Below are 22,538 nucleotides of genomic sequence, written 5' to 3'. Positions count from 1 at the left end.
GGGACGCACACCGACAACTGCACCACTTTTACACCAAATTGGTGGTAACTTGTAATAAAAGTTGTAGAGTTATATTAAAATGTAGATTATTAGAAGCTTGAAAAATAGAGAAGCGTAGAGGCAAATAGATATATATAAAATCTCGCTGCAAGCTCCCGACAATGAAGTCACTGGATGCCAAGAAGGGCGAGGCAAAGGCGGAAAAAGCAGTTGCAGCAGAGGAAAAACCGGCTGAGAAAGTTGATTTTTCCAATGTGAAAATCGAGCCGCTCTTTGAAGAAATGGTTGACTTTAACACTTTCATCAAGTCAGATTTTCGTGCTGTGAAAATCGAGGCATGTGAGGCAGTTCCGAAGAGCAAGAAGCTTCTGAAGTTCACTCTGAATGACGGAACAGATCGGAAACGCACGATTTTAAGCGGTATTCACGAGTATTACGAACCGGAAGAACTGGTCGGAAAGACTGCAATCGCAATCGTAAATCTGCCCCCAAGAAAGATGATGGGCATTGATTCTGAGGGTATGCTGATTTCTGCAGTACACGAGGAAGGTGAAAGAGAGGGATTAAATCTGCTGATGGTGGATGACCGGATTCCGGCGGGAGCGAAGCTGTATTAAATCTTCGTAAAAGACTTAAAAAGTAGATTTTTTGTTGCAGAGTACGAAAAATAAAACTTTCTTAATGGGCTTTAATAAGTAATTTAAAATGAAACCCATATTAGCACAGGTGAATATTAAGTACTATAAGGACACTTTTCTAAAAACATTTTAGAGAGGTGTCTTTTTCTGTTATGGCCAAGAAATAGAAATTGGAGGAAAGAAAATGACAAAAAGCATGAAATTAATTTAAAGACAGGAAACAGGAACATATTACAAAGCACTGGTCTATTGGCTGGGAGTATCAGAGGATACGAGAAAGCATATAAACCGAGTTTATGACTTTAAAATGGGATATGTAATGTCTGTGTGCCTGCAGGAAGCTGGCAGACAAGCGGAAGTCAGAGAATTGTCCACATAGCTTTTAATCTTTATGCAGACAGAACACCGGGTATCTTTGAGTATGACGATTTGGACGGGCAGATTGATGAGACAAGGCGCTGTTCTGTAAACGATTTGTTTTATGCTGAAAATTAGGATGCAAGGACAATAAAAGATATTCACTGGTTTAAAAGATTGCTGAAGAAGCACTCTGAAATCAGGTTTCTTCAGTGATAAGAGATAAAGTCATAAGTGCAGTAAATGTCGTTATTTATTTGGCAGATTAAAGAAGTTTTTAAGTCAAAGTCAGAAAGTAACGAAAAAAGGAGATGTGGAATAAAATGTATTACGAAGATAAATAAAGGAAGAAATATTGTGTTAGCAACATCTATTTTCATTATCTTGGCTGTTGTAGCAGCGGCTGTGCTGATTGCTTTGATCATATGGCGTATCAGAAGCCGCCGTTTCCGTCCGAGTGCGGATATACAGCGCCAGCAGATGGAATTAAATGCCGACCTGAAAGACGCCGGGTTTGCATATGAAATAAATGGTGACTACTTTTATTCACTGATGGACTGCTGGCAGCGTGAGGTCGGATACTGCCGGCTTTATGATGAAGCAGCGCCGATGTTTAATATGATCATAGACTGTGAGCCTGTTGAATTCTCCTACGGAGGAAAAAGATGGATGATTGAACTGTGGAAGGGACAGTATGGAATTACAACAGGAGGAGAGATCGGTATCTACAACACAGAACGGGAGGATATCGAACACGAAAAATTCAGAGGAACCTTCTATGAAAATATACGGGATGACGAGAGACTTCCATTATCTTATGTATTGAGGAAAAACGGTAAAGTTCTTCTGCGCCGCAAGGCAGTCCACTGGTGGCTGACCGGCTTTAAACTCGGTGAGTTTTCAGAGACGGATACTCTTACTATGGACGCATCCATCACGTTTCCAAACCGTGAAATGAGGGATTCTTTTATAGAAAGTCTGAGGAAAACAGGCTATAGAAAAAGAGAATTTTCGGTACGCAGGAATACTGTGAATATCCATTATACAGCACCTCATTCAGTGCAGCCGGAAGCCAGAGACGGCATACAGGAAGCACTTGTACAGAAAACCAACAAAAATAACTGCCGATTGTATGAATTTATCACAGAAAAGTACCCAAATACACTTGACAAGATTGAATATATAAAGGCTGTCATGCCGGAACTCTATACAATCTTTGTAGATTCTCTTTATGCAAAAGGAATCTATGAAGCATTTGGATGGATCAAAGACTGGCTGACGGGAAAGCGGCCCGAACCAAGACCGCAGGAACCGCCGTGTCCGCCGGAACCACCATGCCTGCCAAAGCCGCCGTGTCCGCCAAAACCATCGTGTCCATCGGAACCTCCATGTCATCCGTGCGACTCCTGTCCGCCGAGACAGCAGTGTGATTCCAATGACTGCTGCTGCCAGCCGTCAGACTCCTGCCATCATTGCGGAAAGCATAGAGAAGAATGAACTACCGAACAGTAGAGCGGAAACTGGACCAGGTATATAAACATGTGCCAGTCATACCATTTGATTCCGGCACAAAACTGGTAGTTATGAGTGACTGCCACAGAGGACAGGGAAACGCAGGAGACAATTTTTTGGCTAATCAGGCAGTGTGTTTTGGCGCATTGGAGTATTATTTTCAGAAAGGATTTACGTATGTTGAGCTTGGAGACGGTGACGAGCTGTGGGAAAACAGGAAATTAAAGACAATCGTAGAGGTTCATGATGACATCTTCTGGATGCTGTCCAGATTCTACGAAGAGAAACGGCTTTATATGGTGTACGGAAATCATGATATCGTGAAACGGGATAAAGGCTATATGAGGCGGCATTGCGGATGTTATTACTGTGATGCTGTCCATGAGGAGCAGTCTCTTTTTCCGGATATCTCTGTCCGTGAGGGACTGATTTTTCGAAACAGGAAAGATGGAAAAGAAATTTTTATGGTACACGGACATCAGGGAGATTTTCTGAATGATACCCTTTGGCCGCTTTCCAGATTTTTAGTGAGATATGTGTGGAGATATATGGAACTGATCGGATTTTTAGACCCTACCGGAGCTGGACGTCCGAGAAAGGCTAAAGAGCGGATCGAGAAAAGACTGGCCGATTACGGCAGCAGCAGACAAAAGATTTTGATCGCCGGGCATACGCACCGGCCGGCGTTTTCAAAGCCGGGAGAAGGAACCTATTTTAATTCCGGAAGCTGTGTGCATCCCAGATGTATTACATGTATTGAGATTGAAGACAATCAGATATCTCTCGTAAAATGGTCTGTCCGGTCCGGAGAGGACAGAATACTCAGAGTTGAGAGAGAAGTACTGGAGGACCCGGTATCCCTAACAGAGTATGCCGAGACAGAGAAGTAAATAAAAGAGCAAATTATGAGGTACAGACTCCTTGGTCTGTACCTTGTTTTGTGATATAATGTCACCATGCCCAGATATGCAGCTAAGAAGGAGGGGTACATCCTGTGATTTCAGAAGAAAAAGTAAAGATTATGACTTCTCTGGTCCAATATGAAAAAAAAGAGGGAACCGGAGATTTACGCATAAACCGGTACAGCTGCGGTGATTATGTAAGAATGGAGACAATGAAAGTAGGAGTGGCTTTAGTGGTTGCACTGCTTCTTCTAACAGGGATTATCGTTATCTTCCACATGGAGGATGTGATTTCCATGATGAGAAAGGGCACGATTGCTGTTCCGGCAATACTGATACTGATTTGTTTCGGAATTATTTTTTTCTGCTATGTAAAGTCTGCCAGAAGAAGGGCAGAAAAGCGTTATAATGAAGCGATGGTACGGATCAAAGCTTATGAAAGACAACTTGAAAAGCTTCTTGAAGTCTACGAAGAGGAAGAAAAAGAGGACAATAGCCCTAAGATAGATATAGATACAGAGGAGTTGGCAGATGGAAAAATTATTGATTTATAGAGAAAAAATTTTAAATTTCCTGGCTTCCCACTGGCAGGTTTGCGGCCCGGTGGGGAAATTTATCGGAGGAGTGTTTATCTTTTATGTGATAAACTCCCTGTTTGGGTATTCCAAAGTATTGAATCAGCCGTTCAGTATACTGATCCTGGCAGGGATCTGTGTGTTTCTTCCGTTTTCAATGACATTTTTACTGTGCAATCTGATCATCATCATTCATTTATCTATGGTATCTGTTGAGATTGGAATCATATATTTCATTATCCTTGGTATTTACTATCTGTTATATCAGAGAATGTTTCCAGGGATGAGATATCTGCTGTTTATGACGCCGGTCTTTTTCTTTTTTCATCTGCCCGCTGTGGTGCCGCTTTATGTAGGGTCTTTTATTGGCATTACAGGGATTCCGGCCATTGTCATGGGTACATTTTTGTATATTTTTGCTATGACGGTCCAAAGCGGTGTTGTACAGGTAAACAACGGGTCCTTCGGAAGCCAGCTGTATAATTTTGTGCTTCAGGGAACTATAGAAAATAAGGAATTGATCGTATATATCCTCTGTTTTATATTTGTCGCGGCACTGATCGTGGGCATTCGAAAAATGCAGGTCGATTATGGTTGGTATTTTTCTATTTTTATCGGAGGGATTGCCTATGTGATCGTTGTCCTCGTAGGAGGCTTTTTTACGGGAAACCGTGTAGACATCGCAGGGGAATTGGCTGTCGCGGCATTAAGTATCCTGGCAGTCATGATGATGCAGTTTTTCAAAGTTATTGTTGACTATTCCAGACAGGAGACGATGGAGTTCGAGGACGAGGATTATTACTATTACGTCAAGGCGATTCCGAAGAGCAGGGTCAACGAAGAGGAAATAAATATAACAAAGATCAATCCTTCAGGCAAGAAATTTGGATTTAAAAAACATAAGGGAGAGTAGATTTGGAGCAGTTATTATCAGTCATCGAAAAGTATTTATATTGGTTGTCTATTCCACAGATGACAATCACAGATATTCTGGATATCCTGATTGTCAGCGTGCTGATTTATGAAATCGCCCGCTGGATCAAAAACACAAGGGCATGGACACTGTTAAAAGGAATCATGCTGCTTGTTTTCGTGGCAATGGCTGCTTATGTTTTTCAGCTGCACACGATTTCCTGGCTCATCAATAATACAATGGGAGTGGGAGTGACTGCGGCGATCATCGTTTTTCAGCCGGAACTCAGGAATGCCCTGGAACAGTTAGGACGGAAAAATCCGATCGTAAATCTTTTTTCTTCCGATGAGAGCAGGGATGAGAAAATAGGATATACAGACCGGACGATACAGGAAATCGTTCGTGCTACCATCGAGATGTCAAAGGTTAAGACAGGAGCGCTGATCGTATTGGAGAGAGAGGTTCCACTGGGAGAGTATGAGAGGACGGGAATTCCTGTCGATGCGAAGATGAGCAGCCAGCTTCTGATTAATATTTTTGAGCATAATACTCCGCTTCATGACGGGGCAGTGATCGTGAGGAACAACCGGATCGTTTCGGCAACCTGCTACCTCCCGCTAAGTGACAGTCTGGAGATCGGAAAAGAACTGGGGACCAGACACAGGGCAGCAGTGGGAATCAGCGAAGTTTCCGACAGCGTGACGATCGTAGTCTCAGAGGAGACGGGAGGCATCTCCATTGCCCAGGGAGGCAGGATTTACAGGGGACTGACCCCGCAGCAGCTGAGAGACCGACTGGCCGTGGTAAAGAGTGATTACAGCGATGGAAGAAAATTCAGACTCTGGAAAGGATTGAACCGCAATGAAAGAAAAATTAGGAAATGATCTCATATTAAAAGTATTCTCTCTTGTCCTTGCAATCCTGCTCTGGCTTTTTGTCATCAATACAGAGGACCCGGTGATCACAAAATCTTTTTCTAATATTCCTGTGGATATGCTCAATGAACAGGTGCTGGATGAATTGAACAGGACTTATAAGATCACGGAGGGTTCAACCGTCAGTTTTACGGTCAAAGGGAAAAAGACAGTCCTCGATAAGCTGAAGAAGAGTGACTTCCGGGCTACCGCAGATGTATCTTCCATGTCAAAGGTAAATTCAATCCCTATCAAAATCGTACCGCTGAAGTTTGCAGATCAGCTGGAGATAGTATCAGGCAATAACCAAAGCGTTAAGGTGAAACTGGAAGACCTGAGGAGAGTCCAGGTACCGGTGACAGTGGAGACAACAGGAAAACCTGCATCGGGCTTTACAGTTGGGAGCAAAACAGCCGCGCCGAATCTGATATCCATTTCCGGGCCGAAAAGCGTGGTTAAGCAGGTTAAATCTATCAAGGTCATCGTGGACGTTACCGGTCTGAAAAAAGATATCTCGATCATTCATAAAGTTGTCTGCTATGACAGTGAAGGAGAGCAGATTGATCAGTCCCGGCTGAAGCTGGACAATGATGAAGTAAAAGTTAAAATAAAATTCAGCAGGACTAAAACCGTGCCGATTGTAGTCAAGACAAAGGGAACCCCGGCTAAGGGATATGCCCTTGGAAGTATAGACTATTCACCCGAAGAGATTGAAATTACCGGTGAGCAGGACGCGCTGGATCAGGTCGATGAGATCGCACTTTCTAAGATCGATATAAGCAACAGTACAAAGAGTATAGAAAAGACCATCAAAGCAGCGGACATCAAACTGCCGGAAGGGATCACATTTGTAAAAGACACAAGCAAGATCGAAGATATCGTTGTCAAAGCAAACATTGAGAAGTACAAAAAACGGACGATCACTCTCTCCACGGATCAGATCCAGCTGATCAATAATGAAAATAATTATAAGATTGAATTTGACCAGTCTGAAGTACCGATCAAAGTGACGGGACTGAAATCCGTCGTAGACGATCTGACGGCCAGGGATTTAAATCCGAAGATTGATGTCTCTGTCTATGAAACCGGCACACATACGGTCCAGGTCCAGTTGAAAGAAGTAAAAAATATGGACATCATAGGAAACGTACAGGTAAAAATTACAGTATCAGAATAGGAGCCTAATTATGAAGACAATGTCAATCGTCCTTCCGGCTTATAATGAAGAACAGATGATAGAAAAAGCTGCAGGGGTTATCACAGAACTCATGAAAAAGGAAAAAATAAGCTATGAGCTTGTTTTTGTAAATGACGGATCAAAAGATCAGACGTGGGAAAAAATCGTTGAGGTAGCCGAACGTGATCCAAATGTGAAAGGAGTCTGTTTTTCGAGAAATTTTGGAAAAGAAGGGGCTGTATTCGCAGGTATTGCCAATGCTTCCGGTGATTGTATAGCGGTTATGGATTGTGATCTTCAGCATCCACCTGAGACGCTGGTTACAATGTATCGGTTATGGGAACAGGGCTATCAGGTAATAGAGGGTGTGAAGGCATCCAGAGGCAAAGAAGGATTCATTCACAAATTTTTTGCTAAAACCTTTTATAAGATTATCAGCAATGCCACGGGTGTCGATATGTCAAGGGCATCTGACTTTAAGCTTTTAGACCGTGCAGCAGCAAATGAGTTTTTAAAATTACCAGAACGAAATGTATTTTTTAGGGCATTATCCTCCTGGGTTGGGTTTAAGACTACTTATGTGGAATTTCATGTCCAGGAGCGCGAGGCCGGAGAATCAAAGTGGTCCATGAAGTCACTGTTCAAATATGCCATTAACAATATTACTTCGTTCAGTGCTGTGCCAATGCAGGTGGTTACATTCTGCGGTGTGATCTTTTTCCTGTTTGCAATCGTACTGGCAGTACAATCACTGTATCTGTATTTCAGCGGAAGGGCCGTGGCCGGCTTTACGACAGTTATACTGCTGCTGCTGATCATTGGAAGCATTCTGATGTTCAGCCTGGGAGTAATCGGATATTATCTGTCAAAGATATACGAAGAAGTGAAAATGCGGCCGAGATATATCATATCAGAAATAACAGAGACTAAGAACGTAAACTAAAAACAGCGGAGGGATCTGATTCCTTCCGCTGTTTTGCTATGAATCCCAGTCATTTGCTTTGACCCAATTTTCATAGTAGTGCATCTGCCGGTGCTTTCGTATAGTTCTGCGTTCTCTGTAATAGTAAGGAAACATCTTCTTTTTCACCCGCATATATTTTGGCTCCTGAGGCGGACCGATGGGCCGGTCAGGAGGGAGCTGTCTGTAGTACCTGCCGAAATAATACAGCCGGTCAAAATCATGTTCTTTTTTCGCGGCTGAAGTTACGATATTGGATGTTCCGATATGATGAGGGTGCCCATATTCCCCTTCAGGGTTATGTGTGGCGATCTCTTTCCAGTTCTTATACCGCAGCAATGTCTGGATATCTTGTTCTATGCGGTTTTTATATGGCTCCCATGAAACGCGTCTTCTGTTGACATAGTCCGGATAATTCAACATAATACTTGGGGAACCTGCCACGTTCATGGCATATTTGAATTCTTTATATCTTGTGAGATGGTATGTATTTGCATTGGTAAGGCACACAACCAGATACCGGTCCTTCGCAAGGTGGGCGCCGCCCCACAGGGATTCATCGTCGGGATGTGCAACGATCATAAGGCGGTCAATACCTTTTAAATCTAATGTGTCTAAATATTTCTTTGTGGCACCCTCCTTCACCGGCAGAGAAATGCTGATGACTGCCAGAACAAAGGCAAAAATGAGAGTGATATATATCATTGTCTTTTGTGAACGGTCAAATTTCATGATGGCCTCCGTTTTGAGGTTTTCTAATTTCATTGTAAAAGCTTATATACTGGATGAGTTATATAAGCTACATTATTATAGAATCAAAGGCAGAGGTTTTCAAGAGAGTTTGCTGTTTTGTAAGATTATTTAATTTTATAAAAATATCTGTTATATTGTCGCTCGAAATGTAACAAAATGATAATATAATTATTTCATCTTTATCGTGCACCTGCTTCATCTTTTGTATTTGTTTCTTTAAATACTAGAAATTTACTGATAAAATAGTTTACGATTGTAACGATGATCTGAGTTTCCAGTTTTGCAAGCCATTTTGCCTGGCTGATATACTGGACGAGAACAAAAACACCACCGACTTCTATAATCATTGTAGAAAGACGCCCCAGAACAAACCGGCAAAATTCAATCCATACTTCCTTCCAGGAAGAACTTTTGGAGGCAAAGACAAATATCTTATTCACAACAAAAGCAAATACGATAGCGGAAGCAACTGAAATGATATTGCTGATCGTATAGTTTACTTGACAGGCATACACCAAGACATTAAAAATTAAAAGGTTGACAAGTGTTGTACATCCTCCGAAAAAAACATAACGGAGCCCCTGATTATTACATAATTTTTTAATTATATTTACCATATTGATTTCCTCTTTCGGTTTCCATAGATTTTAAACTTATTACATTATAGAATTACATACAATATTTTGCAACAATATGAAGAATTTCTTACAATAACAAAGATCTGGACATAGATATGGGAATATATAGTTGTCTGTGGTATAATAACTCATATTTAAATATATGATATCATATCTTGACAACTTTGTTCTTGAAAAAAATCAGATTTAAAGGAGAGACATTCATGACGACACAAAAGAATACAAGAAAATATTATTTACTATATCTCGTGTTATTCGTTTTCATGTGCTTTACGGCATTTTATCCATTTATTGCGGAGGGCAAGTCTTTTATCTGGGCCGAAGGAGTAGAGGATGGGCTGTCACAGCATTTTGAATCACTGGCCTATTGGGGACACTACCTGAGGGAACTGGTTAAAAATATTGCATCAGGGCATCTGTCTCTTCCTATGTGGAATATGAGTCTCGGTTACGGGGGGGATATTTTATCGACTTTAAACTACTATGCTATCGGAGATCCCCTGAATCTTCTGTATATTTTTGTGCCTGTGAAGCATACCGAGACCATGTATAATTTCATGATTCTGCTGCGCATGTTTCTGGCAGGTGCTGCATTTATGGTATACGGAAGAAAGATGAACAAAAATAATTTTGCAGTGGTTTTAGGGGCGCTTGTCTATGTGTTCTGCGGATTTACGTTTCGTTCAGGGCTCAGACATCCGTTTTTTATTAATCCGATGATTTATTTCCCACTTTTATGCCTTGGTGTTGAAAAGATTTTTAAAAAGGAACGGCCGTATTTATTCATTATTGTCACGGCTGTGGCATCTATGAGCAACTTTTATTTCTTATATATGCTGACTATTTTTACGGTAATATATGCGCTGATTCGCTTTTACCAATACTATACAAAAGAACGGCTAAAGAATTTTTTTGTTCTGCTTAGAAATTTTGCAGGATATTATATACTGGGAGTTGCCCTGTCGGCAGTGATCCTTCTGCCCGCGGTCTATGGGTTTTTAGGGAATGGACGGGGAGGAGGACAGGTTCACAATCTGATCGCATATCCTTTTAAATATTACATTTTGTTTTTAGAGAATTTTGTTGGATACGGAAACAGCGGACAGTCTACCAACGTAGGTTTCATTCCCATTGCCGGCATCGTTGTATTATTTTTGATGTATTCAAGGAGAATGAAACACAAAAAGTATAAGATGGCGTTTGTTGGATGCATTATATTCCTGGCCCTTCCTGTTTTCGGTTATATTTTCAATGGCTTTTCTTATGTGACCAACCGATGGAGCTTTGTGTTTACATTTATTATAGCACTGCTTGTGGCAGAGATGTATCCGAGGCTCTTTCACATGTCAAAACGCCAGATTATTGGTATTCTGGTGGGTATCTCAATCTATAATCTGATCATCAAAGTGGCAGAGCTGAGCAAGTCGGATGTATTTAAAAATGATGGGGCTTACATGGCAGGCATCCTTCTGTTCTTGTTTTATTTGGTCTTCCTTTTCTTTCAGTGGAAAGGCATGGATGATAAGCGTATGGTGACTCGGATTGCCGTGGCTGTCCTGGTTGTGACCAGTATAGGAGTCCATGGTTTTTACCGATTTGGTGACGGGGGAAGATACTATGCAGGTGAATTTTTAAATTCAGGAGAGGCGTTGAAAGCTATTCAGTCAGAGGAAAATAAGCTGTTGAAAAAACAGGCGGCCGGCCGTCTGGTCAGAGTGCACGATGAAGGTCAGAGATTTCACAATTATGGACTGCTGGATGGGCTGAATACAGTCAGTGCCTATTACAGCATAATTCCAAAGGAGACAATGGAAGCTGTAAAAAGTTATGAGACTTTGGGAATGCAGTACGCAGACAAATACCATGGACTGGATCTCAGGCAGGGACTTTTAAGTCTTGCCTGTGTAAAATACATTACAGTGCCGAAAGACCAGAAGCTGGAAGGATACCGACTCCTGGATGAGACAGAAGAATCCAGGCTATATGAGAATCCGTATGCACTTCCGTTTGGTTATACGTATGATTCATGGATCAGCCAAAAGAAATATGATACAATGAATGGAGCAGAGCGGGAGCAGGCCATGCTGAAATGTGCGGTTCTGGAAGATGAAGTAAAAGGTCTGAAAAAGCAGAGCAGTCTGACAGCGCAGACAGAAGAAAAAATTCTTTCCGGGAAACACAGTACATCCGTAGACAAGGCCGGCAAATGTAAAAAATATAGTCTGGAACTGGATTCGGACAAGGAACACTATCTTTATATAAAAAATCTTCATTACAGTCCTTTGACAAAAAATAATTCAAATGTTGGCGAGATTGCTTTGAAAGGGAAGAAGGGTAACCGTGGAATTGATGTGACAGACGGTTCGGAGGAACACCATATTTATATTCAGGATAAAATGAGCTCCTATTATTTTGGGCGACATGATTATCTGATGAAGATATCGGACAGCGGCAAACTTGAATTTCGATTTCCGAGTACCGGAACATATAAGGTGGGTTCGGTTTCGCTGATTTCCGTGAAGCCACAGGATATGAAAAAGGAGATGAAGGAAAGAAAACGTAATTCATTAAAAAATATTTCTTATAAGAATAATGTTTTTACCGGGGAGATCACGACGAAGAAAACAAAATTATTATGTATTCCGATTCCGTATTCCAAAGGCTGGTCGGCCGAAGTTAACGGAGAGAAGCAGCAAATTATAAAAACAAACGGAATGTATATGGGACTGGTGCTGAAGCCAGGAGAGCATGAAATTACTTTAAGATACCGGACGCCATGGCTGGTTCCGGGGACTGCCATCAGCAGTATGGCCGGATTTATATTTATTATTTATATAGTAGTATCAAGAAAGAAAAGAGGATTAATATGAGAAAAATAATAGGGGGATTGGCAGCAGTCTGCCTTGTAGGCAATCTCTTGCTTTTTCAGCCGGAGATAAAGGAAGTAAAGGCGGAGACAGGAGATAATGCATCAGTTTCTGTCACGGATACAGATGAATATAAAACAAAGGAAGTTATTGTAAAGTTCAAAGACGGCCTGACCGAAAATGAAAAAGAAAATATAATGAATGAGTCACCCGGGAATGCACAGCAGGTGACGGATTCCATAACTGTCGTAAAGACAGATACGAAGAAAGAGACAGCAGCCGCAGTAAAAGAACTGGATCAAAATAGCGACGTAGAATACGTTCAGCCAAACTATGTCTATCGGCTGGTGGATGGAAGGGGAAGGACATCAGGGAAAGAGACTGCGATGAAGACAGCAGCAGTCAACGATCCATTCTTTTATGCACAGTGGGGGCTCCTGAACTATGGGTCGAATCTCACAGATTATGTCCATGATCAGCAAGGCGGACAGGACATTACCATTTCACAGAAAAAAGGATTGGATATTAATATAAAGAATCTCTGGAAACAGCTGAACAAAAAAAACACTCAAAAGGTAATCGTGGCAAATATTGATACGGGGGTTGATTATACCAGCCCTGATCTGAAATCTGTCATGTGGAAGAACACGAAAGAAAAGAAAAACGGGAAAGACAGCGATAAGAACGGTTATAAAGACGATATTTACGGGTGGAACTTCTATAGCAATAATAATAAAGTATTCTCAAACAAATCTTATATAGATTCAGATGGATATGTTTCTTATGAAGACGACCATGGGACCCACGGTGCCGGGACGATTGCCGCTGTTCGGAATAACGGATATGGCATTGCAGGCATTGCGTCCGGTACAAACGTAAAGCTTATGTCCATAAAAGTTCTGGGCGGAAAAATGGGAGAGGGGACAACGCTCAGTGTCATCAAAGGAATAAAATATGCAAAAAAAATGGGGGCTAAAATCTGCAATTTCAGCTTTGGGTCCTATCAAAATGACAGGATGCTTCGGGATGTTATAAAAGAAAATAAAGATATGCTCTTTATCTGTGCCGCCGGTAATGAGAGAAATAATAATGACCGGTATCCTGTTTATCCTGCCAGCTATAATTACAGTAATGTAATATCTGTTGCGAATCTGGATTATACCGGATATTTAGACAGGTATTCAAACTATGGAAAAAAGAGCGTGCTGTTGGCGGCTCCCGGCACTGATATTTTTGGACTGGGTGTCAGAGAGAGAGGAATCATTGAAAGCGGAACGTCCATGGCGGCTCCAATGGTGACGGGTACGGCGGCGCTGATTTACGCAAAATATCCGGGAGTAACACCGGCTGTGGTGAAATCTGCGCTGAAACGCGGAGCAGCCAGACTCAGCAGTTTAAAAGGGAAAGCAGCTTCCGGTGGGTATTTAAATGCTGAGAAGACGGTGAATTCTAATTATTATCCTCCGTATATTACGGTAAAGACATCAAAGAAAAAGAATTATTCAGTGGTTAAGGTAAGCGCAAAGAAAAGAGGCAGCACTCAAATTACAAAAGTAAAATACATAAAGGGTAAAAAGACTGCTGCATACTTTGCAAACGGGAAAAGGGGTTATTCTATAAAAAACAGCTCTATTAAAGTTAAAAAGACAGACTATTATACAATATATGCCAGAGACAGTGCGGGAAACCAGACTGTAAAGACAGTAAAACTTACTGCAGGAAAACCTCCGAAGCTTAATGTAAAAAAATATAGAATGAGTCGAAGAAGTACGAAGGTAAAAATAACAGCAACCGATGAGAGTAAGAAAACCTTGAAATTCAGATATACAAAGGGGAAAAAGTCAGTCTCCTACTTCAAAAAGGGGAAAAAAGGAATGAAATTAAAAAATAAAAAAGGAAAAGCAGATTTTCAAGGGAAAAGAAATTGTTATTATACCATATATGTTAAAGACAAATGTGGAAATGAGAAAATTAAGAAAGTAAAATTATAGTGAAAAAGAGTTTTTAACCATTGAGAAATGTCTGATTTTGTTAAAAAGAATTGGGTAAATGTGTTGTAGATTTATTACTTTTGTGATAAAATAGGGAATCACAGAGATAGGGTTAGGATGGGGATTGATATATATTGTTCAGCATGAGAGAGAAAGCATGAGGTGTAGTATGAAAAAGCTAAAATTTTTACTGCGAACGGCATCATTGTGTATGGCGTTTATTTTGATGGGCACAAATACTGTGTCAGCCAAAACCCCTAAGGTAAAAAAGATTAAATTTTCCAATGTTTCTTCCAAAAAGACCATGTACAGGGGCACATCCAAAAAGTTTACAGTAAAAATAACTCCGTCCAAAGCCAAAAGCAGAAAGCTTCAGTGGTATTCCAGCAATAAGAAGGTGGCCACGGTTAGTTCTAAGGGAACTGTAACTGCGAAGAAGAACGGAACGGCCTACATCACAGCCAGGGTGAAATCACAGAAGTCTAAAAAGGTGAGATGTAAGGTTACGGTAAAGACCAAAAAGGTTTCTAAAGTTTCTTTTAATTCAAGTAAGGTTGTACTTCAACAGGGAAAATATTATACAAGGAAGCCTTCGGTGTCACCATCTTATGCTTATAATAAAAAAGTTACATATAAGTCATCAAACACCAAGGTGGCAACTGTGAATTCTTCCGGAAAGATTTATGCAAAGGGACAGGGGACAGCGACGATTACAGCAACAGCTGCGGATGGAAGTAAAAAAAAGTCGAGTTATCCTGTGAGGGTGATTGGCAAAATAAAAAGCAGTGATGCAAATTTTGTTGCACACCGCGGATTAAGTTCTGAGGCACCGGAGAATACGGTAAAAGCATTTGAGTTAGCAGGAGATGCAGGATTTTGGGGTGCAGAGACAGATATCCGCATGACGAAAGATGGTAAATTTGTTGCTGTACATGATACCACTTTAAAAAGAACATGTGGTGTTGATAAAAGTCCGGAAGATATGACAGAAGCAGAAATCCGTAAGTTGAAGATTATCAGCGGTAACGGTTATTCTAAATATAAGAATGATCCGAAAGCAAATAAAATTGCATTTTTAGACGAATATCTTGATGTGTGTAAAGAAAAAGGAATGGTCCCGGTTATTGAAATTAAGATGGAATATACAACAAGCGGCAGAGTATCGGACAGCAGGATGCAGGGAGTTGTGGAAGATGATTTACAGAAATTAAGTGATACTGTGGAGACTAAAATGGACGGCGGACAATATATGTTCATTGCCTATGATTTTGATACTATGGTTGAGATGAGAAAAATAGTAAAAGATATGCCAAATGTTAAGCTTCAGCATGTGACCAACGACGCAAATGCAGGGATGATTAACTACTATTATAAAAGAGGAATTGCGTTAGACTGTAATTATGAGAAGATTTCTGATGCCACGTTGGAAAAATTCCTTGATTCTAAAGTACTGGTAAATTTGTGGACTGTGGATAATGAAGAAAAGGTTTGGGATTTTATTGGTAAGAAAGTAGATTATATTACGACGAATAAGAAGTTATGGTAGTCCTTAATAAGGATCAAGTATAAAATAAATTATTATTTAGAGTCATGAAATAAATTCTGTGGAGAGGGAGTGCTGAAATGAATGAAAACGACGAAGTTGAAATTGATTTAGTGGAGATGTGCAAATATTTTTTTTCAAAATGGATTATTATTTTAGCTATGATTGTGATGGGTGCAGCTGTTGCAGCCGGATTTTCTATAATATTCAATAAAGTGGTTTATACTTCTGAGGCTAAGTTATATATATCAGTTCCTAAAACGTCTGATAAAATATTGATACGTGATAATGCAAATGAACTTGTACAAGATTATATAGAATTGCTTAAATCAGACTTGATTCTAGAAAAAGTTGCGAAAGATACGAAGTTATCAACGTCAGAAGTTGAAGATTCTGTTGTTGGAACTCAGGTGGAAGGAAAGCGTTTTCTTGTTATTACGACGCAAAGCTTTGAGAAATCTAAAACAAAAGATATTTCTGAAGCAGTGCTAAAGACGTTGACTGATACAATAACTAAGGTTTTAAAAAAAGACAAGCCTCTCATTGTGGAACGAAGTGGGGAGCCTACAAAATCAACTACAATGAATTTTAAAAAGAATGTAATTCTTGGTGCAGGAGTAGGTTTCGTAATTATTTTTGGTGTTTTGTTTATATCGTTTATATTAAATAGTAAAAAGAAAAACACTAAATAGCAAAAAGGTTGTGGGGATATGAATATTAAACAGTCACAAATGCAAAATCTTATTATTTACCTGTTAGATGTATCGGGAATCATTTTGGGCTATTTTGTCATGATTTTTCTAAGGTTCCGAGGCAATGTGGATTGGTATATGAATAATATGGTCTTTTACCGATTAGTAATCGCTGTCTTTATTATGACTTTGATTTACTTTGTGTTTTACCCTAATAAAGACTTTTTTAAAAGAAGTTTCTGCAGAGAGTTATGGCATAATTTGAAAATTAATGCACTTGCGGCAGCATTTATGGCAACAGTAGCATATCTGATTGATGATGCAAAAGATTATTCCAGATTTATCTATATAATGACGATGGGATTCAGTTTTTTCTGGATGCAGATTGTACATTGTTTTTACAGATGGTATATGCTCAATTCACGAAAATACAGCCAGACGAGTCAGAAAATGCTGATTATTACAACTAGTAATAAAGTAGAAGAAGTGGTGCGAAATGTAATAAAAGAGAAAACATGGAATTTGTGGATCACTGGGGTCGTAATTCTTGATAAAGATTGGGAAGGACGGACAATACAAAATATACCTGTTGTAGCAAATAAGGAAAATATGTTTTTATATACAGTAAGATCTGTTGTGGATGAAATATTTCTTTATGTTCCTAATTCCAGTCAAATTCCTCTGCGGGCAATAATTCAAAACTTCAGGGACATGGGTATTTCAGTTAAATTGAATATTGACTTGTTTGATATGGAGATTGAGACAGAAAAATATGTTGATAAAGTTGGGGAATATAATACGGTTTGTTTTGCGCCAAAAATAACACCGCTTCATATGGTTATTTTTAAAAGATTGATAGATCTGATCGGAGCCACAGTGGGATTAATGATTACTTTCCTGGTGGCAATTATACTCGGCCCTCTTATTAAAATAGAATCATCAGGACCAATCTTTTTTTCTCAAAAAAGAGTGGGGAGAAATGGAAGGATTTTTAAAATATATAAGTTTAGATCTATGTATTCCGATGCCGAAAAAAGAAAAAAAGAATTAATGGAAAAAAATGAAATGAATGGCCTGATGTTTAAGATGGAAAACGATCCGCGAATCACAAAAGTTGGTAAATTCATTAGAAAAACTAGCCTTGATGAATTACCGCAGTTTTGGAATGTGCTTAAGGGGGACATGAGCTTGGTTGGGACGCGGCCTCCTACAGTGGATGAATTTGAACAATACGAAGGATATCATAAACAACGCCTTAGTATGACTCCGGGACTTACTGGAGTGTGGCAGGTAAGTGGAAGAAGTGATATAAAAGATTTTGAGGAGATTGTAGCTATGGATGTGGACTATATTAATAACTGGTCCTTAAAGAGAGACTTTGGAATTATTCTGCAGACGATCAGAGTGGTATTGACGAGCAGCGGGGCAAGATAAAATCTGCAATTGAGGATGGGAAATGAAGAAACATATGAAGAAAAGACATATCTTTATTATTGGATCAAAAGGAATACCTGCGGAGTATGGAGGATTTGAAACCTTTGTTGATAAGCTGACAGAGAACCAAAAGAATACTTCTGTTCAGTATTATGTGGCATGCATGAATGCAAAGAAAACAGCATTTACACATAACGGTGCCAAATGTTTTAATATAAAAGTTCCAAATGTCGGAGCTGCAAAAGCAGTGTATTATGATATTGCGGCCTTGAAATGGTGCATTGGCTATATTAAACAGCATCAACTCAGAGATGCTATTATTTATATACTGGCCTGTCGAATCGGACCATTTATTGGATATTATAAACGTCTGATGAAGAAACTTGGAGTGGAGTTATTTGTAAATCCGGATGGTCATGAGTGGATGCGTGATAAATGGAACTGGCTGATTAAAAAGTATTGGAAGTTATCAGAACGACTGATGGTAAAAAATGCAGACTTGCTGATATGTGATTCAAAAAATATTGAGAAATATATTCAGACTAATTACAAGGCTTATCGGCCCAAGACAACGTTTATTGCCTATGGAGCTGATGTAGAAGAATCTCCTTTAAAAAATAATGATCCTAAGCTTATAAACTGGTATAAAAAGTTCAATATTCATTCCAAAGAGTACTATCTGGTTGTTGGACGGTTTGTACCGGAGAATAATTATGAAACTATGATAAGGGAATTTATGGATTCCACTACAGAGAAGGATTTCGTTCTCATCACCAATGTAGAAAAGAATAAATTTTATGAAAAACTTAGAAATGAAACTGGTTTTGAAAATGATTCCAGAATTAAATTTGTAGGAACAGTCTATGACCAGGAATTGTTGAAGAAGATCCGTGAGAATGCATATGGATATCTTCATGGACACGAAGTAGGGGGGACTAACCCCAGCTTGCTGGAGGCTCTTGGGAGCACTCAGCTGAATTTTCTGCTGGACGTTGGATTTAACAGAGAAGTTGCAGAAGATGGAGCTTTTTATTGGAACAAACAAAAAGGAGTATTGTCAGATTTGATAGAACGAGCTGATCAGTTAAATGATCAGGAGGTCTTAAAACTTGAAGAAAAAGCAAAAAATGCAATACGAAACAGATACACTTGGGACAACATTTGTACTGCCTATGGAAAGTTGTTCTTAAAAGCCTGATCACCAGTGTTCATATAATAATAAGATATTTGTAAAACATTTTTATTTCAACATATGAAAGGAAACATTTGAATGCGCATCTTAATGCAAAGCAGAAAAAATTTTAATTCTCTTTCAGGCGGTGACACTGTCCAGTTGACGAAAACAAAAGAACAGTTAGAGAAATTAGGAGTTAATGTAGATATTAGTTTGGAATGGGAGCCGGATCTTTCGAACTATGACATAGTTCATTTGTCTAATGTAACAAGAATTCAAGAGACATTTCTGCAAATACAAAATGCCAAGAAGCAAAAGAAGCCAGTTGTTTTATCGACTATATTCTGGCCCATGGAAGATTTTGAAAAAAATGGACAAATAGGGATTAGAAAGATTCTAAATGAAAAATTAAGTATTGATAGTATTGAAAGAGTCAAAGCGATTGCTAGATTTTGTAAAGACAAAGAAGCCAGAAATAAATCCACAAAAAATTTAATTTCTGTAGGATATACAAAAATGCAAAAATATGTTCTCGATAATACAGACATTTTTTTGCCCAATTCAGAAATAGAAATGCAGAAGTTATGTCAAACATTTCATTTTTCTACAAAAAAATATGTTGTAGTTCCTAATGGCATTGATGCCGAAATTGCGGCCAGGAAGCTTGGACTTCCGGAATTAACAGAATTTCAGCAGTTTAAAGATGCAGTTATTTGTGTTGGAAGAATTGAGACAAGAAAAAATCAGTTAGCCTTGGTAAAAGCACTTGACGGAAGCAGTTATAAGTTAGTCCTTGTTGGTGCAGTATCTTCAAATCACCAAAAATACTACAATGAAATAAAAAAATATATTGATAAAAATGAGAATTTCTATCATTTTCCATATATTCAGAATGAAAAATTATACCAATTATATAAAATGTGCCGAGTGAGCACACTGCCTAGTTGGCTTGATACCCCTGGATTAGTAAGTTTAGAAGCGGCAGCCATGGGATGCAATCTGGCAGTCAGCAGCAGGGGATCTACAGGAGAGTATTTTGGTAAAGATGCATTTTATTGTGAACCGGATGACTTGAAAAGTATTAAAAATGCTATTGATTTGGCTTATACTAATAAAGATAATAAAAGGTTACAAGAAAAAGTATTTCAAAAATATACATGGAAGGAAGCTGCTAAGGCCACTTTAAAAGGCTATGAGATGGCGATGAACAGGAGATAAGATTATGAGCAGTAAGGTAATGGTGGTATTTGGAACGCGTCCGGAAGCAATTAAAATGTGTCCGCTGATAAATGAACTAAAGTCCAGAGAACATTTGCAGACTATTGTCTGTGTGTCTGGTCAGCATCGGCAAATGCTGGATCAGGTATTAGAGGTTTTTAGGGTAGTACCGGATTACGACCTTTCCATTATGAAAAAGCAGCAGACCCTTTTTGAAATTACTACGAACATCTTAAGTAAAATTAAAGAGATTTTGGCAGAAGAAAAACCAGATGTAGTTTTAGTACATGGGGATACTACGACTACCTTTGCTACAGCCTTAGCCTGTTTTTATTTACAGATTCCTGTTGGACATGTTGAGGCAGGATTAAGAACATATAATATCTTTTCTCCATATCCTGAAGAATTTAACAGACAGGCAGTGAGTATAATCAGTAAATATAATTTTGCACCGACAGAATTGGCTAAAACTAATTTAATAAAAGAAGGAAAAGATCCGAAGACAATATTTGTAACGGGTAATACAGCCATTGATGCGTTAAAAAGCACAGTCTGTAAAAGATATACACACCCGGATTTAAAATGGGCCGAAGGAAGCAGATTAATCTTAATTACAGCACACAGACGAGAAAATTTGGGGGAACCTATGATACATATGTTCCGTGCAATTCGCCGTGTAATGAGCGAATTTTCCGATGTAAAAGCCATTTATCCGATTCACATGAACCCAGTTGTCAGATCCACAGCAAAATCTATATTAAGTGGAGAAGAAAGGATCAGGATTATCGAACCCTTAGAAGTCATAGATTTTCATAATTTTTTAAACAGAAGCTATATGATTCTGACTGACTCCGGCGGAATTCAGGAAGAGGCTCCTTCTCTTGGTAAACCGGTACTGGTTATGCGCGATACGACTGAAAGGCCGGAGGGAATTTCCGCGGGTACGTTAAAGCTTGTAGGAACGGAAGAAGAAACTATATACAGAAATTTTAAGCTGCTTTTAGAAGATGATACAGAGTATATGAAAATGAGTAATGCAAGCAATCCTTATGGAGATGGATTTGCCAGCAGGAGGATTGCGGACATTCTTTTAGCTTCAATCTAAGAAGTGTATACTTAATAAAATCAACTGGAGGAATAACGATGGAAAAAGATGTTCGCATAATCGCTAATTATTTACCACAATATCACACAATCCCGGAAAATGACATGTGGTGGGGAAAGGGATTTACAGATTGGTGTGCGGTTAAAAATGCTAAGCCGATGTACAGTGACCACAAGCAGCCGAAATGTCCATTAAATAATAATTATTATAGTCTTGATAATAAAGAAGCGATTAAATGGCAGGCAGACCTTGCAAGGGAATATGGGGTTTATGGTTTTGGAATATATCATTATTGGTTTTCTTCAGAGCTGCAGTTATTGCAGACCCCAGCAGAATTGATTTTAAACAATACTGATATAGATATAAATTTTATGTTTATATGGGACAATTTGACTTGGAAACGGACCTGGAGCAAAATATCCAGGGGATTGGACTGGGCGCCCAATTATGATGAAAAGCAAAATTCTGATATTGATTCAGGTATTTTAGCGGAATTAGATTATGGAAATGAAGAAGACTGGAAACGGCATTTTGATTATTTATTACCCTTTTTTAAAGATAAAAGGTATATAAAAATTAACAATAAGCCAATGTTTTCTTTCTTTCAGCCGAGAAATGATATTGAAACTATAAAAAAAATGGTTTCATGTTGGAATAGATTGGCCATTGAAAATGGATTTGCTGGAATAATGTTTTTAAGCAAGGAAAGTGTTTGGCCTGAAAAACTGGAATATCAAATGCGATATGCTCCTTTTGCGCCTACGACAAAAAAGAATTTTATAAAATATAAATTAAAAGATTATTATGCAAAAGTCTTTAAAAAAATTGGTTTTTATAGCTACGATCAATGTTGGAAAACTATTATTTCTGAAGCAAAAAAATCAAATAACTCTTCATATTTATGCGGATTTGTGTCTTATGATGATTCCCCAAGAAGGGGAGAAAAAGGAAGAATCATCACCAAATCAACTCCGGACAAGTTTCAAAAATATATGTCTCAATTAATAACGATAGCTAAAAACCAAAGAAAAGAATTCGTTTTTCTGATGGCGTGGAATGAATGGGGAGAAGGTGCGTATTTAGAACCAGATACGGAACATAACTTTGAGTATTTAGAAGCTTTGCACCAAGCAATCGAAGAGGGAAATAAAGGGAACAATATATAAAAAAGTGG

19 protein-coding genes and 1 pseudogene are annotated in these 22,538 nt (G+C 39.0%); 18 read left to right on the top strand and 2 right to left on the bottom strand.

What is annotated here, in order from left to right:
• Nucleotides 1-155 precede the first annotated feature (155 nt).
• From P8F77_RS14755 to P8F77_RS14715, 9 genes and pseudogenes are all read left to right on the top strand, one after another.
• Nucleotides 156-617, top strand: a pseudogene (locus P8F77_RS14755) (lysine--tRNA ligase); the annotation flags it as partial.
• Nucleotides 618-965: 348 nt separating this feature from the next.
• Nucleotides 966-1,133 carry a DUF6075 family protein gene (locus P8F77_RS14750; RefSeq protein WP_303007440.1) on the top strand — a complete coding sequence of 56 codons (168 nt, stop codon included), beginning with the start codon at nt 966-968 and terminating at the stop codon, nt 1,131-1,133.
• A gap of 219 nt (nt 1,134-1,352) precedes the next feature.
• Nucleotides 1,353-2,492 carry a DUF4474 domain-containing protein gene (locus tag P8F77_RS14745; protein WP_287517209.1) on the top strand — a complete coding sequence of 380 codons (1,140 nt, stop codon included), beginning with the start codon at nt 1,353-1,355 and terminating at the stop codon, nt 2,490-2,492.
• Nucleotides 2,489-3,397 carry a metallophosphoesterase family protein gene (locus P8F77_RS14740; protein ID WP_287517210.1) on the top strand — a complete coding sequence of 303 codons (909 nt, stop codon included), beginning with the start codon at nt 2,489-2,491 and terminating at the stop codon, nt 3,395-3,397. The genes P8F77_RS14745 and P8F77_RS14740 overlap by 4 nt, the downstream gene beginning before the upstream one ends.
• 104 nt (nt 3,398-3,501) lie before the next feature.
• On the top strand, nt 3,502-3,963 hold the full coding sequence (locus P8F77_RS14735; RefSeq protein ID WP_287517211.1) for a hypothetical protein: 462 nt from the start codon (nt 3,502-3,504) through the stop codon (nt 3,961-3,963).
• The gene (locus tag P8F77_RS14730; protein ID WP_287517212.1) at nt 3,941-4,897 is read left to right on the top strand and encodes a hypothetical protein; all 957 of its coding nucleotides are present in this window, start codon (nt 3,941-3,943) and stop codon (nt 4,895-4,897) included. The genes P8F77_RS14735 and P8F77_RS14730 overlap by 23 nt, the downstream gene beginning before the upstream one ends.
• Before the next feature lie 59 nt (nt 4,898-4,956).
• Nucleotides 4,957-5,781 carry a diadenylate cyclase CdaA gene (cdaA, locus tag P8F77_RS14725; protein WP_287517346.1) on the top strand — a complete coding sequence of 275 codons (825 nt, stop codon included), beginning with the start codon at nt 4,957-4,959 and terminating at the stop codon, nt 5,779-5,781.
• Nucleotides 5,759-6,988 (top strand): CdaR family protein, encoded by a 1,230-nt coding sequence (locus P8F77_RS14720; RefSeq protein ID WP_287517213.1) that lies wholly within the window; start codon nt 5,759-5,761, stop codon nt 6,986-6,988. The genes cdaA and P8F77_RS14720 overlap by 23 nt, the downstream gene beginning before the upstream one ends.
• A gap of 10 nt (nt 6,989-6,998) precedes the next feature.
• Nucleotides 6,999-7,931, top strand: coding sequence for a glycosyltransferase family 2 protein (locus P8F77_RS14715; RefSeq protein ID WP_287517214.1), 933 nt, complete (start codon nt 6,999-7,001; stop codon nt 7,929-7,931).
• Nucleotides 7,932-7,967: 36 nt separating this feature from the next.
• On the opposite strand, the gene P8F77_RS14710 is transcribed toward P8F77_RS14715, so the two are convergent.
• Together P8F77_RS14710 and P8F77_RS14705 are read right to left on the bottom strand one after the other, a co-directional pair.
• A complete protein-coding gene (locus tag P8F77_RS14710; RefSeq protein WP_287517215.1) occupies nt 7,968-8,681 on the bottom strand; it encodes a PIG-L family deacetylase in 714 nt (237 codons plus the stop codon).
• Between the two features lie 200 nt (nt 8,682-8,881).
• Nucleotides 8,882-9,319: a GtrA family protein gene (locus tag P8F77_RS14705; protein WP_287517216.1), complete on the bottom strand. Its 438-nt coding sequence runs from the start codon at nt 9,317-9,319 to the stop codon at nt 8,882-8,884.
• A gap of 224 nt (nt 9,320-9,543) precedes the next feature.
• Here P8F77_RS14705 and P8F77_RS14700 point away from each other — a divergent pair, with 224 nt between their 5' ends.
• The 9 genes from P8F77_RS14700 (at nt 9,544) to P8F77_RS14660 (ending at nt 22,530) form a co-directional block, all read left to right on the top strand.
• Nucleotides 9,544-12,210 carry a YfhO family protein gene (locus P8F77_RS14700; RefSeq protein ID WP_287517217.1) on the top strand — a complete coding sequence of 889 codons (2,667 nt, stop codon included), beginning with the start codon at nt 9,544-9,546 and terminating at the stop codon, nt 12,208-12,210.
• Nucleotides 12,207-14,198, top strand: coding sequence for a S8 family serine peptidase (locus P8F77_RS14695; RefSeq protein WP_287517218.1), 1,992 nt, complete (start codon nt 12,207-12,209; stop codon nt 14,196-14,198). Before P8F77_RS14700 ends, P8F77_RS14695 begins: the two co-directional genes overlap by 4 nt.
• Nucleotides 14,199-14,367: 169 nt before the next feature.
• Nucleotides 14,368-15,744, top strand: a complete 1,377-nt coding sequence (locus P8F77_RS14690) for a glycerophosphodiester phosphodiesterase family protein (RefSeq protein WP_287517219.1) — start codon at nt 14,368-14,370, stop codon at nt 15,742-15,744.
• A gap of 77 nt (nt 15,745-15,821) precedes the next feature.
• On the top strand, nt 15,822-16,433 hold the full coding sequence (locus P8F77_RS14685; protein WP_287517220.1) for a Wzz/FepE/Etk N-terminal domain-containing protein: 612 nt from the start codon (nt 15,822-15,824) through the stop codon (nt 16,431-16,433).
• A gap of 18 nt (nt 16,434-16,451) precedes the next feature.
• Complete coding sequence (locus tag P8F77_RS14680) at nt 16,452-17,867, top strand: sugar transferase (protein ID WP_287517221.1); 1,416 nt, start codon at nt 16,452-16,454, stop codon at nt 17,865-17,867.
• A 22-nt stretch (nt 17,868-17,889) separates the two neighbouring features.
• Nucleotides 17,890-19,065 carry a DUF1972 domain-containing protein gene (locus tag P8F77_RS14675; RefSeq protein WP_287517222.1) on the top strand — a complete coding sequence of 392 codons (1,176 nt, stop codon included), beginning with the start codon at nt 17,890-17,892 and terminating at the stop codon, nt 19,063-19,065.
• Nucleotides 19,066-19,149: 84 nt separating this feature from the next.
• Nucleotides 19,150-20,259, top strand: coding sequence for a glycosyltransferase family 4 protein (locus P8F77_RS14670; protein WP_347256160.1), 1,110 nt, complete (start codon nt 19,150-19,152; stop codon nt 20,257-20,259).
• Nucleotides 20,260-20,263: 4 nt separating this feature from the next.
• Nucleotides 20,264-21,364 (top strand): UDP-N-acetylglucosamine 2-epimerase (non-hydrolyzing), encoded by a 1,101-nt coding sequence (wecB, locus tag P8F77_RS14665; protein ID WP_287517224.1) that lies wholly within the window; start codon nt 20,264-20,266, stop codon nt 21,362-21,364.
• Nucleotides 21,365-21,402: 38 nt separating this feature from the next.
• A complete protein-coding gene (locus tag P8F77_RS14660) occupies nt 21,403-22,530 on the top strand; it encodes a glycoside hydrolase family 99-like domain-containing protein (RefSeq protein WP_287517225.1) in 1,128 nt (375 codons plus the stop codon).
• Nucleotides 22,531-22,538: the final 8 nt, after the last annotated feature.

The organism is Anaerostipes sp. PC18 (genome assembly GCF_039789045.1).
GTDB classification, from domain to species: domain Bacteria; phylum Bacillota; class Clostridia; order Lachnospirales; family Lachnospiraceae; genus Anaerostipes; species Anaerostipes hominis.
This window is presented reverse-complemented; position numbering and strand designations above follow the sequence as displayed.

What these genes read in the sequence shown, in the direction of transcription:
- P8F77_RS14680 (WP_287517221.1), top strand. Translation starts at nt 16,452, where the DNA reads ATGAATATTAAACAGTCACAAATGCAAAATCTTATTATTTACCTGTTA.
- P8F77_RS14740 (WP_287517210.1), top strand. Translation starts at nt 2,489, where the DNA reads ATGAACTACCGAACAGTAGAGCGGAAACTGGACCAGGTATATAAACAT.
- P8F77_RS14690 (WP_287517219.1), top strand. Translation starts at nt 14,368, where the DNA reads ATGAAAAAGCTAAAATTTTTACTGCGAACGGCATCATTGTGTATGGCG.
- wecB (WP_287517224.1), top strand. Translation starts at nt 20,264, where the DNA reads ATGAGCAGTAAGGTAATGGTGGTATTTGGAACGCGTCCGGAAGCAATT.
- cdaA (WP_287517346.1), top strand. Translation starts at nt 4,957, where the DNA reads ATGACAATCACAGATATTCTGGATATCCTGATTGTCAGCGTGCTGATT.
- P8F77_RS14685 (WP_287517220.1), top strand. Translation starts at nt 15,822, where the DNA reads ATGAATGAAAACGACGAAGTTGAAATTGATTTAGTGGAGATGTGCAAA.
- P8F77_RS14730 (WP_287517212.1), top strand. Translation starts at nt 3,941, where the DNA reads ATGGAAAAATTATTGATTTATAGAGAAAAAATTTTAAATTTCCTGGCT.
- P8F77_RS14710 (WP_287517215.1), bottom strand. Translation starts at nt 8,681, where the DNA reads ATGAAATTTGACCGTTCACAAAAGACAATGATATATATCACTCTCATT.
- P8F77_RS14720 (WP_287517213.1), top strand. Translation starts at nt 5,759, where the DNA reads ATGAAAGAAAAATTAGGAAATGATCTCATATTAAAAGTATTCTCTCTT.
- P8F77_RS14675 (WP_287517222.1), top strand. Translation starts at nt 17,890, where the DNA reads ATGAAGAAACATATGAAGAAAAGACATATCTTTATTATTGGATCAAAA.
- P8F77_RS14715 (WP_287517214.1), top strand. Translation starts at nt 6,999, where the DNA reads ATGAAGACAATGTCAATCGTCCTTCCGGCTTATAATGAAGAACAGATG.
- P8F77_RS14660 (WP_287517225.1), top strand. Translation starts at nt 21,403, where the DNA reads ATGGAAAAAGATGTTCGCATAATCGCTAATTATTTACCACAATATCAC.
- P8F77_RS14670 (WP_347256160.1), top strand. Translation starts at nt 19,150, where the DNA reads ATGCAAAGCAGAAAAAATTTTAATTCTCTTTCAGGCGGTGACACTGTC.
- P8F77_RS14700 (WP_287517217.1), top strand. Translation starts at nt 9,544, where the DNA reads ATGACGACACAAAAGAATACAAGAAAATATTATTTACTATATCTCGTG.
- P8F77_RS14695 (WP_287517218.1), top strand. Translation starts at nt 12,207, where the DNA reads ATGAGAAAAATAATAGGGGGATTGGCAGCAGTCTGCCTTGTAGGCAAT.
- P8F77_RS14705 (WP_287517216.1), bottom strand. Translation starts at nt 9,319, where the DNA reads ATGGTAAATATAATTAAAAAATTATGTAATAATCAGGGGCTCCGTTAT.